9 protein-coding genes and 3 pseudogenes are annotated in these 11496 nt (G+C 40.0%); 10 read left to right on the forward strand and 2 right to left on the reverse strand.

The features are described from left to right. Positions 1-487 precede the first annotated feature (487 nt). Both DD627_RS07620 and DD627_RS07625 read left to right on the forward strand, forming a co-directional pair. The gene (locus DD627_RS07620; RefSeq protein ID WP_057784749.1) at positions 488-670 is read left to right on the forward strand and encodes a hypothetical protein; all 183 of its coding nucleotides are present in this window, start codon (positions 488-490) and stop codon (positions 668-670) included. Positions 671-875: 205 nt separating this feature from the next. Then, positions 876-1742 (forward strand): ribonuclease H family protein, encoded by an 867-nt coding sequence (locus DD627_RS07625; RefSeq protein ID WP_057784750.1) that lies wholly within the window; start codon positions 876-878, stop codon positions 1740-1742. On the opposite strand, the gene DD627_RS07630 is transcribed toward DD627_RS07625, so the two are convergent. Beyond that, positions 1739-2266 carry a GNAT family N-acetyltransferase gene (locus tag DD627_RS07630; protein WP_260274864.1) on the reverse strand — a complete coding sequence of 176 codons (528 nt, stop codon included), beginning with the start codon at positions 2264-2266 and terminating at the stop codon, positions 1739-1741. The two genes, DD627_RS07625 and DD627_RS07630, sit on opposite strands and share 4 nt — an antisense overlap. A 137-nt stretch (positions 2267-2403) precedes the next feature. On the opposite strand from DD627_RS07630, the pseudogene DD627_RS07635 reads away from it, so the two are divergent. The 4 genes and pseudogenes from DD627_RS07635 (at position 2404) to DD627_RS07650 (ending at position 5802) form a co-directional block, all read left to right on the forward strand. Next, positions 2404-2784: pseudogene (locus DD627_RS07635) on the forward strand (iron-sulfur cluster biosynthesis family protein). A 166-nt stretch (positions 2785-2950) separates the two neighbouring features. Then, the gene (locus DD627_RS07640) at positions 2951-3967 is read left to right on the forward strand and encodes an MFS transporter (RefSeq protein WP_260274863.1); all 1017 of its coding nucleotides are present in this window, start codon (positions 2951-2953) and stop codon (positions 3965-3967) included. Positions 3968-4098: 131 nt separating this feature from the next. Further along, positions 4099-5283 carry a hypothetical protein gene (locus DD627_RS07645; RefSeq protein WP_286984613.1) on the forward strand — a complete coding sequence of 395 codons (1185 nt, stop codon included), beginning with the start codon at positions 4099-4101 and terminating at the stop codon, positions 5281-5283. A gap of 12 nt (positions 5284-5295) precedes the next feature. Continuing rightward, complete coding sequence (locus DD627_RS07650) at positions 5296-5802, forward strand: O-acetyl-ADP-ribose deacetylase (protein WP_260274861.1); 507 nt, start codon at positions 5296-5298, stop codon at positions 5800-5802. A 298-nt stretch (positions 5803-6100) separates the two neighbouring features. Here the strand turns inward: DD627_RS07650 and DD627_RS07655 are convergent, their stop codons facing one another. After that, the gene (locus tag DD627_RS07655) at positions 6101-6289 is read right to left on the reverse strand and encodes an LBP_cg2779 family protein (RefSeq protein WP_068807030.1); all 189 of its coding nucleotides are present in this window, start codon (positions 6287-6289) and stop codon (positions 6101-6103) included. A 152-nt stretch (positions 6290-6441) separates the two neighbouring features. Between DD627_RS07655 and DD627_RS07660 the strand changes: the two genes are divergently transcribed. From DD627_RS07660 to DD627_RS07675, 4 genes and pseudogenes are all read left to right on the forward strand, one after another. After that, positions 6442-7122 (forward strand): YjjG family noncanonical pyrimidine nucleotidase, encoded by a 681-nt coding sequence (locus DD627_RS07660; RefSeq protein WP_260267734.1) that lies wholly within the window; start codon positions 6442-6444, stop codon positions 7120-7122. 205 nt (positions 7123-7327) lie between these two features. Beyond that, positions 7328-7786: a MarR family winged helix-turn-helix transcriptional regulator gene (locus tag DD627_RS07665; protein ID WP_057784758.1), complete on the forward strand. Its 459-nt coding sequence runs from the start codon at positions 7328-7330 to the stop codon at positions 7784-7786. Next, positions 7780-9516: pseudogene (locus DD627_RS07670) on the forward strand (ABC transporter ATP-binding protein). Before DD627_RS07665 ends, DD627_RS07670 begins: the two are co-directional and overlap by 7 nt. Further along, positions 9503-11398 (forward strand): annotated as a pseudogene (locus DD627_RS07675) (ABC transporter ATP-binding protein). The pseudogenes DD627_RS07670 and DD627_RS07675 overlap by 14 nt, the downstream one beginning before the upstream one ends. The last annotated feature ends 98 nt before the right edge of the window (positions 11399-11496 follow it).

An 11496-nucleotide genomic window follows, 5' to 3' on the forward strand; every position in this document is an offset into this window, starting at 1 on the left:
CGCAGGAATCGTGCTTATAATCTACCTTTTGTTTTGCCGAGCGGTCCTAGAGCTAAGCGGAAAGCAGCAGGCGCGGATGGTGACGTATGCGGGATCGCAATCCCGCGGGAGTCATACTTCTGGGTCTCTTTTTGACTTGCCGAGCGGTCCTAGAGCTCAGCGGAAAGCAGCAGTCGAGAACGACGATGGAGGCGGGATCGCAATCCCGCAGGAATCGTGCTTCTGGTGATTAAAAGCACTACCTACAAAAATTTGGCACATAAATATAGAGCATTTTGCTTGCGTTTACAGCCTTTTAGGTGTTATCATTTCATTTACCAGTTGAAATTAGAGAACTGGTAAATAAGTATGAACAAAGGAATTTTGGTACGACATATCATTTTTGAAGGGAAGAACGCGGCTGCAAGAATATATTCATTTTGAATCGTTGATATTTCGTATCTCATTGAATCCTTTGTTGAGAAACAAAAGGAAAGAAGGTTTTACAATGAGATTTGGAAACTTTAGTAATCGTGATTATCGAATTGCTTTGGACACAGAAACACAATTGTTCTGGGCAAGTGAGAAACGCGATCCAAATATTAAAGCTAGTGGTGTAACCATCACAGAAGCACTTAACAAGTTAAACGAAAAAACTAATGGTCAAGTATTAACACAATACGCAAACTAATAAGAAATTCGAGGTCTAGCAATTTTGAATGCTGATGATTCCGTTTCGGATAACGAGTTCAGTTCCTCTAAGATAAGTTGATACAAAAGTATTAAACTTATCCTAGAGGAACTTTTTATTTTCTGAGAACTTGAAACCAGTTATTGCAATGTGGTTCAATGAAATTGTTAGATACATAAATGATCAACTAAAATGAGGAATTATAATGACAACGAAAAAGAAATTTTATGCCGTCGCAAAAGGCAAACAAACGGGAATTTTCACGAATTGGGCAGAAACTAAAGCACTGATTGATGGTTTCCCCGGAGCAAGGTACAAGGGATTTGCCACCAAAGATGAAGCACAGCAATGGCTGAATGGCGATCAAACAATCAGAACACCGAAATCCAAAACTAAAACTTCTAAAGTGACATCCAGGAGCCCTGATGAGCTCACAGAATCAATTGTCGTTTATACGGATGGCGGTTCACGGAATACAGGGAATGTTAATGGCGGTCATGTTAAAAAGCAGGACAAAGCGGCATGGGCATATTTAGTGAAAGCTAACGGTCAGCAATACTCTGGTTCTGAAGGCGAATTTGGGGCGACCAATAATCGAATGGAAATTATGGCACTGATTAAAGCGTTGGAGTGGATCAATGCCAACCTTGATTCAAAGGCGGATATTGCGATTGTTGCGGATTCCCAGTATGTACTGAATGCGATTCAAAAGCATTGGATTGCGGGGTGGAAACGCCGTGGCTGGAGACGTGGTTCCGGTCAACCGCTTGCTAATAGTGAGTTATGGCAACAATTAGATCGTCTGTTAGCTCAATTTCCTCATTTACATTATTATTGGACGAAGGGCCATGCGACGAACGAAGGAAACGTATTTGTCGATAGCTTGTTAAATCAGACGATGGACCGTATGGAAACCGGCGCCAAAACTCCTAAAGGACAAAGCACTGCTTCAACATCGGAAAAACCGGCAAAAAAAGTTTATACAAAAAAAGACATCCAACCCGATAATCATCAGCAATCGGTGGATGCCATTAAAAAGAGCTTGGAAAAATTAGAATGGTACAATGATTAGTTTTCTGGGACGGTCAAGCTAAAGCTGACGGTCTCTTTTTCTCCAGGATAATTAGGATTAATGCGGAATTTGTTTTTTGTCAAAACAGCCTGTGATGTGACGTTAGCTTGACCAGTGATCGCATATAGGGTCGTTAAACCAAGTTCCGCAAACGCAAAGTTGCTCATGTGTTGGAGAACTTCAGACATGATACCGTGATTTTGCTGGGCAGCAAGAATCTCATAACCGACTTCGGCAGTTGTTTTTTCCTTATTAAAATTCCAAATGCAAAAGGTTCCCAAAAAATTATTAGTTTTTCGGTCAGAAATTCCCCAAAGTAGGGAATCATTATGCATGATATTGCGCATAGTTTTATTGACATAGGCTACAGTTTCATTAATGTCTGCGTCAACATGACGACCACTCATAGCAGCAATCTCAGTATCGTGGCGTAAGGCATAAATGTCTTTTACTTTGGTAGCGGTAAGCCAATCAAGGGTGTAATGGGTTGTCAAAATTGGATGGTACTTCTCAAATCTTTCCATTGGAGATCTCCTCGTCTGTTTTCTATTCATAGTCCTAGCATATAACATTTTACGTGCATGCCAAGTAATTTTGCTTGGAGAATTTATAGAAAACAAATACAATGGGTGCAAAATATATAATACGAGGAGGCCCAATGATGAAGATTCAATTTGACACTGCCGCGGCGAGTAAGGTGCGGGAACATTTAGATGATTCTAAACGATTACTGTTTACTTTTGAAGATGGCGTGGGCGAATATTCTTAGCATGCCATGATTCATATGCAAGTCCAGTTTACGATTAACGTTGTGGGTAAGGATATGCCCATTACTGGGTATAACATGGTTATTCATTCAAATATTGGTGACTTATTAATTAAGGATTATTCAGCAGAAGATTTGGAAGAAAATATGACGATCAAACTAAACACCCATCTGGGTACTTTGCAGTTAAGTGGAGATGGTGGTGCCATTGATGATAACGTGGGCTTTATTGACTTTACCGACAAGAATGGGATAAAAAATAATCCTGCCCGATAATTTGAGTAAATGAGTAATAGTAACCAACAAACATTTGGATTTGATGTTGGTTATTATTTTTTTGGCAAAATATAGACTCAATTGCCCGTTATCTCTTTAATTGCCTTGTTCTGAAAGGGTTCTTCTTGTAGAATGGAGTGACTTACTACTGGGGAGGTGGGTCTGGATGGAAGAGCGATTTAAACAGGAATTTAGTTGGCCATTATTTTTTAGTCCGTTTGTGTCTCGATTAGGCGATGCACTGTTTATTTTTGGGCTAAACTGGTTCATTGTGAAGGCAACTGGACACGCTTCTCTGTTAGGAATTGTGCAAGGAATTGGTGGTATTATTTTGGTGGCCGGTGATTTGTTTGCAGGACCAATGGTTGATAAATATAATCGCAAGCTAATTATGCTGATTGCTGATGCGGTGAGTTTTTTTGCGTGTTTAGTCATGGCAGCAATTATGGACGTCAACGAACCCGTTTTTTATCAGCTTGTTTTACTTACCTGCGTGATTGATATTGGTTTGGCATTCAATTTTCCTGCCGCTAAGGCCATTATTCCAGAGATTATTCGGCATGATAAATTATCTATATTTAATTCGTGGTCCAATACGGGACTTACGTTAGCTGATATTGTGGCACCCTTATTTGGTGGCTTTTTGTTGACGTTAAACTGGATTAATTTCAGGTCGTTTCTGTTTATCAATGCACTGTCCTTTCTATTATCATTCGTGTTTACGTGGGCGTTAAGGTATACCCCAGAGATGGACCATACCAAAGAAACCATGCCGATTTTGGATAGTTTGGCGAAAGGCTTAAATTATGTGCGTCATAATCGGGACGTGTTTCGTTTGATTATCTTTGACGCCATTTTAGCAGCAATGTACGCTGGGTTTACCTTGCTGCTGCCCTATGATGTTGATCACTATTACAACGGAGATGAACGGCTATACAGTTATGTTTTGACGCTGGTTGCAATTGGCGGCATGTTGGGCGGCCTTTCATTAGGATGCTTTTATCTTAGGAATGGGATTAATCATCACGGGAATTTGGGTAAACTACGCGTTGTTGTTGGCAGTGGCGTTAGTTTACGGATTTTACACAGCTCGGATGGGGATCCGCATGATGACGATTGTTCAAAACGTCACAGAGGTTGCCTATTTAGGACGGGTATTTTCGATTTGGTTCTTGTGCTTTGATAGCATGCATCCGTTCGGCTCATTTGTGTTTGGCTTTATATCGGATTGGTTTAACCATGGCACTTTTTTGTGCTCGGTGGACTAGTACTTTTCGGTTTATTGGTCGTATACTTAATGGGAAGAACACCAGAATGAAAGAGGGTGGCGAAGTGGATTCGATTTTATATGATTTGGAATTTGCCAAAAGTGATCAACGCTTGGCAAATGTTTTTCCAAAGGCTCAAGAAACGTTTTATACCGGATTTGTAAATAGCATCGGGGCAGACGGCGTTATTCTCAACACTTTTGATGATACAGGCCAGGCTGATGGTGCGGTTTACATTCAGTTTGATGCAATTGATAACGTTGAATATGACAGTCCAGATCTGGATAATATGATGGAAACAATCCAGATTGCCGAAGCTGATCATTTAATCATGATTACCGATCAGATTCCGGAATTTGACCAAACAAGTGATTTAATTAAACAAGTTGTTGAGGCGGCATTCAATAGTCGGGAATTCTTGGTTCTCACGAGAAGTGATTTACAGAACTATCAAGAAGGCACAGTGGCTGCTGTCCGTGAAAATGATTTTGAAATGACATTGGTGGATAAATTTAATTTGATGCACCGAGTAGATGCCACTATTAAATATACAGAAGCGGAAATTGTTGAGTTTTCTGGGCGTGAATTAGCGGTTGAATCGGCCATGTGGCCTAAGATTGCTGCACAAGATCCGGAATCACGTTTGACCATTACGGATGAATCCAGTTTTTACAAAGTGTTAAAAACGGCAGAAAAAAAGCAAACACTCATTACAATTAACGATGAAACTAAATCAAGCAACTTTTTTGTGGGGACTGTCAATTCAGTTAATGAAGAAGAGGTTCTTTGCAATTTAGTAGACATGGCGGGACAGTTTGGTGGCTATTCGTTGATTCGAATGGACACAATTGCCAGTATTACGTTGACATCAGATTACTTACAAGTTATTAATGCATTTGTTCAGTATCAAAAGGAGCATCAAACGTTTGTCCAGCCTGTTTTAAATGAAGAACGGTTATTTGATGCCACGGATGATTTGTTTCTTGCCATAATTAAACAAGCCGAAACATTTTCAAGAGTTTTAAGCATTACTCTAATAACCGGTGCTCGCGAAATGGGATATATTACTGAACTCGGTGAAGAAACTTTCCGATTTCATGTGATTGATCCAGATTTGTATGTGGATCAAACTGGCGTAGAAGTTACTATAGAAGATGTCGATGAACTTTCATTCGATTTTTTGAATGCTGTTTTATTAGAGAATCATTTACGAGACAAGGGAATTTTGTAAGAAGGTGAGTAAATGACGTTCAAAGTGATTCGCGGGGATATAACTAAGATGCACGTTGACGCAATCGTGAATGCCGCCAATACAACGTTACTAGGCGGTGGGGGTGTTGATGGCGCAATTCATCGGGCGGCCGGGCCACGGTTACTGGAAGCCTGTCGCGCGTTGAATGGGTGTCAAACTGGCGAGGCAAAAATTACGCCTGGCTTTAAACTACCCGCTAAGTTTGTGATTCATACACCAGGACCAATTTGGCATGGTGGAAGCCATCACGAAGCGGAGTTATTGCACAATAGCTATTTAAACAGTTTACGGCTGGCTGAAGATCATCAGTGTGAAAGTGTAGCTTTTCCTTCAATTAGTACTGGCGTTTATCGCTTTCCGTTGGGTGATGGTGCAGAAATTGCCACTTCGACGATTTTGGCGTTTTTGAAAACAGCTGTATTTGTTAAAAATGTGACGATGGTGTGCTTTGACGACGGAACTTATCAGGCGTATCTGGCGGCTGGTAAGAATAATTAGGTAAATTAAAAAAGCTAGGAATGCAGTCCTCAAAAATGTATAACATTGAGGTGACTGGCATTGCTGGCTTTTTTGAGGACAACTCCGCAGAACAGTCATAAAAACTCTAAGCATAATTCCAGCGGATTGCGATCCTACCTCCATTACCCTTAGAGTTTTATGACTACCATTCTGCTTCGTTCACTATCTGAGGACAACTCCGCAGAATGGTCATAAAAACTCTAAGCCTAATTCCAGCGGGATTGCGATCCCACCTCCATTACCTTAGAGTTTTATGACTACCGTTCTGCTCCGTTCACTACTTGTTGTCTCTCATATAATTATTAATACGCTGAATATCATCAGCTGTTGGTTTATATGAATTTATTTTGATATTGTGAATCTTTTCCACGGATAAATGAGTCCCAAACGCTACGTCTGCATCTGTTAAATCATGTTTCTTCTGATAACCGACAATTTCTTCAGCTAATTTAGTTAAATCATTCATTACAAATCCTCCTCGTGTGGTTGGTTCCTTTACATTTAATGTACCATAGTTGAGGATAAAAAGAACGTGAATTGTCGGTTTTTTCAAAGAAATTCGTCAAATTGGGCATGAATTTGTTATAATGCATTTCAAGAGGGATTGAGGTGAGAAGCATGAAATATCAAAATCTATTATTTGATGTGGACGACACATTACTAGATTTTAAAGCGGCTGAAGATCAAGCGCTTAAAGGATTATTCAAGGAAATTCAACATCCTTTAACTGATGATGTCGTCAATTATTTTCGCGTTTTGAACGAGAAAATGTGGCAACGGTTTGAACTCGGTCAACTGGACCGCCAAACCTTAGTCAATACAAGATTTACCAAACTTTTTGCACACTACAATGAAGAAGTCGATGGTATCAGATACGAACGAATTTATCGTGACTTCTTAACACAGGGGCATCAATTAGAACCACATGCAATTGAGCTTCTCAATAGTTTAAAGGATCAATTTAATTTATTTATCGTTTCAAACGGAATTGCAACAGTGCAACAACAACGCTTAAATGATTCTGGCTTGGTGAATTATTTTAAACATATTTTTGTATCTGAAGAAGTGGGGTATCAAAAACCACGAATTGAGTTTTTCGATTTTGTAGCTAAAACCATCGCGGGATTTACGCCCAAAAATTCACTAATTATTGGCGATTCTTTAACATCGGATATTCAAGGCGGTACAAACGCAGGAATTGATTCTGTATGGTTTAACCCGGCATTGCAACCTAATCATTCAACTGTAAGTCCTACATATCAAATTGATGATTTACTGGATTTAAAGGAAATCGTTTAGTGATAGATTTTTTGGCAGCATTTTAAATTATAACTAGTATTTAAGCAGTCACTCATGAAATTCGAGAGGAAAAATCGAATGAAATGAGTGGCTTTTTTTCATTTCCTTTTTGAACTAACTGAATAGTTCAAATGATTGCATGAATTTTTAGTAAGTGTTATCGTATATTGTTAGAATTCTAACAATATAAAACAAGAGGAAAACTATGGAGAATCATTTAGGTGTTAACCATCAATTACATGTTTTGGCAAACATGTCATCGCGGCGATTTAGCGAGGCATTTTTAAACAATGACATTACGGGAAAGCAAGGCGGTATTCTGCATTATTTGTTGTGGAATGCAGGAAAACGAGAGATTTATCAACGCGATGTTGAAAAAAATTTCAGTATTCGCCGTTCTTCAGTGACTAGTTTGTTGAAAAAGCTTGAGGACAAGCAATATATTACACGTGAATCAGTAGAAGGGGACGCACGTTTAAAACAGATCGTTCTCACTCCTAGGGCTCTCAAACTACGTAAAAGTGTTATCCAAGGTTCGTATGATTTCGAAGATAAGCTATTGCAGAATGTTTCGGCGGCAGATATTGAGGTTTGGCAAAAAGTAACTAAACAAATGATTGCCAATTTAAGTGAAGAAAAAATAGGAAGTGGTAAATCATGTTAAAACGACTGGGACATTCAGTCAGAGAATTTAAAAAATACGCTTGGATTTCACCTGTCTTGGTTGCAATTGAAACGTTTATCGAGACCTTTATTCCATATTTAATGTCCAAGATGATTGATAACGGCATTATCCCAGGGAACTTGGGTTACATCGAAAAATTGGGTGGCTTCATGTTAATTGGCACTTTTGTTTCTTTGGCTGGTGGAGCTGGGGCAAGTTGGTATTCTAGTAAAGCTAGCACCGGATTTGCCAAAAACTTGCGACATGACTTGTATCACCATATTCAAGATTTTTCATTTGAAGATGTGGATCACTTCTCCACTTCAAGTATTGTAGTGCGTTTGACAACGGATATCATGAATATTCAACAGGCGTTTCAGATGTTGATTCGAGCGGCTGCAAGAGCACCCCTCATGTTGATTTTCTCGATTACGATGGCGTTTACGGTTAATTCCGAAATGGCAATGGTATTTGTCGTCTCTGTACCATTAATGGCAATTGGGTTGACCATAATTATTGCGATTGGCCGTCCGTTGTTTAGAAAAGTTTATCAACGCTATGACGGGTTAAACCGAGTTGTTCGAGAAAATTTGCGAGGCATTCGCGTTGTGAAAACCTATAATCGTGCGGAGACAGAAGATAAGAAAGCAGCAAATGCTTCCGCTCGAATTTATGAGGTGTTTAGTAAAGCAGAACGCATCCTTCAGTTAAACAGTCCGATTATGCAGTTTGTAATGTATGGCACCTTACTGTTTTTGGCGTGGTTTGGGGCAAAACGCATTGTCGCTGGCTCAATGCAAACGGGCCAATTAGTCAGTTTAATCGCCTATGCGATGTCCGTTTTAATGAGCTTAAATATTTTATCTAACGTGTTTAACCAAATGACGATTTCTTTGGCCTCGGCACAACGGATTGATGAAGTGTTAACCTAAAAGAGTACGTTAACCAATCCAAAAGAACCAGTCACCACTGTCAAAAATGGTGCAATTGAGTTCGACCACGTTAATTTTGCGTATGCCGATGATCATGTTAACCGCTTAACAGATATTAATTTACACATCAAACCTGGTGAAACCATTGGCATTATTGGTGAAACTGGGAGTGGTAAGAGTACTTTGGTACAACTCATCCCTCGTTTGTATGATGTTAATCAAGGAACGGTTCGCGTTGGCAACTGCGATGTACGAGATTACGACATTCGGACGTTGCGGGATAATGTTTCCATGGTGCTTCAACAAAATGTGCTTTTTTCTGGCAGTATTGCAGACAACTTACGCTGGGGCGATGAGCACGCTACGAATGCTCAGTTGATCAAAGCTGCTAAGTTGGCTCAAGCCGATGAATTTATTCAGAGCTTACCAGATGGCTATGATACGTACATTGAACAGGGCGGGAGCAACGTTTCTGGTGGTCAAAAACAACGCCTGACAATTGCGCGGGCTCTGTTGAAAAAACCTAAAATCTTGATTTTGGATGATTCGACCAGTGCGGTTGATACGCACACAGATAGTTTGATTCAAGAAGCCTTCCACGATGAATTACCAGACATGACCAAATTAACCATTGCGCAGCGAATTTCATCTGTGCAAGGGGCCGATCGTATTGTTGTGTTAAACGATGGGAAGATTGAAGCCGTTGGGACGCATGACGAATTAATGGAATCCGATCCGGTTTATCAAGATATTTACAATTCACAAATCAAAGGAGGAGAATCGCATGCAAAGAACTAGAGTTGCTGGCAGAGCTAAATTGAATGGTTCGGCTTGGCAAATTTTATGGCGTTTGTTGAAATACATTATGCAGAAAAGTCACTTTGCGTTGTTTATTGCCTTCTTCTCTGTGATTGTTTCTGCCGGTGCGTCGGTTGTGGGAACGCTGTTTATTCAGCGGTTAATCGATGATTACATCACGCCATTACTGAAGGTTGCGCATCCTAATTTTACCCCCTTATTCCACATGATTATTTTGATGGGCGCGATCTACTTATTGGGTGTTATTGGAACCTTACTATATTCACAACTGATGATCATGACAGGTCAAAAATTGCAAAAACGGATTCGAGACGAAATGTTTACTCACATGCAAGAACTACCGTTGAGTTATTTTGATTCAAACGACTACGGAGATGTCATGAGTCGTTACACAAATGATGTTGACACGTTGCGGCAAATGGTTGAACAAAGTTTTCCCATGTTTATTAATGCAATTTTTAACATGGTGTTTACGTTAACGGCTATGATCACCTTGAGCCCCACCTTAACTATCATCAGTTTATTGGTTTTTGCGCTGAGTATTTTTATTGTGCGAAAGTTAAGTTCAAAAAGTAGCGAGTACTTCCGTAAGCAACAAACGGCTTTGGGAAATATTGACGGCTATATTGAAGAAATGTTGAATGGCCAAAAAGTCATCAAAGTATTCTCTCATGAGGATCAGTCCAAATCGGGGTTTGATACCCGAAACGAAGATTTGCGGCAGGATGCCAGCATGGCCAATGGACTATCAACAATGCTGTTTCCAATCATGGGAAACGTTGGAAATATTTTGTACGTCTTGATTGCCGTAGTTGGTGGCTATTTTGCGGTCAACCATGTGACGCCAATTACATTAGGTGAAATTGCAGCCTTTGTACAGTTGAGTCGCTCTTTCAGTCAACCAATTGCGCAAATTACCATGCAATTAAATTCAATCATTATGGGCCTCGCTGGTGCGCAACGAATGTTTCAGTTGTTTGATGAACCAGTTGAACAGGATTCTGGAAACACAACGCTGGTATATGTTCAGGAAGATGCGCAACATAATTTGACCGAAACAAGTGACTGAACCGATAAATGGGCATGGAAGACAGTTGAAACTGATGGGAGCGTAAAATTAACTCCTGTTAAGGGCCACATTGAGTTTAAGGATGTCAGCTTTAGTTATGATGGAAAGAAAACAGTGTTGCATCATATTTCACTAGATGCTAAACCTGGCGAAAAGATGGCTTTTGTTGGTACTACAGGTGCCGGCAAGACCACCATCACTAATATGCTGAATCGTTTTTATGATATTTCTAGTGGTCAAATCATTTATGACGGCATCGATATCAAACAGATTCAAAAAGCGAGTTTGCGGTTATCCATGGGAATTGTTTTACAAGATACCAACCTGTTTACTGCGTCAATTCGCGATAATATTCATTACGGACGGTTAGACGCAACGAATGAAGAGGTTGTGGCGGCCGCCAAATTGGCCAATGCCGATAGTTTTATCCGTAATTTGCCCAAGGGGTATGATACCGTCATTGATGGCTCGGGATCTGATTTGTCACAAGGTCAACGCCAACTCTTGTCGATTGCCCGGGCTGCAATTGCCGATCCGCCAACGATGATTATGGATGAAGCAACCTCAAGTATTGATACTCGAACGGAAGCGCTTGTTCAATCCGGGATGGATAATTTGATGCACGGACGAACCACGTTTGTGATTGCCCATCGGTTGTCCACGATTCACAATTCCGATGATATTTTAGTCATTGAAGATGGTCGAATTATTGAAGAAGGAAATCACGAAGCTTTGATGCAAAATAAAGGTGAGTATTATGAGCTTTACACCGGGAAAACAATTTTAGAGTAAGATAACTAAAGGTTAAAACTACAAAAACTTATCTTGTTGCTTGATATGAAAATGTTCATGGCAACAAAATTAAATAAAATGCCGTCTTCCAGCAAATT

It is taken from the genome of Pediococcus sp. (assembly GCF_003533255.1).
Lineage (GTDB): Bacteria > Bacillota > Bacilli > Lactobacillales > Lactobacillaceae > Pediococcus > Pediococcus parvulus.

Bases quoted from the DNA above. Each gene is read 5' to 3' on its own strand.
- DD627_RS07620 (WP_057784749.1), top strand. From the start codon at position 488: ATGAGATTTGGAAACTTTAGTAATCGTGATTATCGAATTGCTTTGGAC.
- DD627_RS07625 (WP_057784750.1), top strand. From the start codon at position 876: ATGACAACGAAAAAGAAATTTTATGCCGTCGCAAAAGGCAAACAAACG.
- DD627_RS07630 (WP_260274864.1), bottom strand. From the start codon at position 2,266: ATGGAAAGATTTGAGAAGTACCATCCAATTTTGACAACCCATTACACC.
- DD627_RS07640 (WP_260274863.1), top strand. From the start codon at position 2,951: ATGGAAGAGCGATTTAAACAGGAATTTAGTTGGCCATTATTTTTTAGT.
- DD627_RS07645 (WP_286984613.1), top strand. From the start codon at position 4,099: ATGAAAGAGGGTGGCGAAGTGGATTCGATTTTATATGATTTGGAATTT.
- DD627_RS07650 (WP_260274861.1), top strand. From the start codon at position 5,296: ATGACGTTCAAAGTGATTCGCGGGGATATAACTAAGATGCACGTTGAC.
- DD627_RS07655 (WP_068807030.1), bottom strand. From the start codon at position 6,289: ATGAATGATTTAACTAAATTAGCTGAAGAAATTGTCGGTTATCAGAAG.
- DD627_RS07660 (WP_260267734.1), top strand. From the start codon at position 6,442: ATGAAATATCAAAATCTATTATTTGATGTGGACGACACATTACTAGAT.
- DD627_RS07665 (WP_057784758.1), top strand. From the start codon at position 7,328: ATGGAGAATCATTTAGGTGTTAACCATCAATTACATGTTTTGGCAAAC.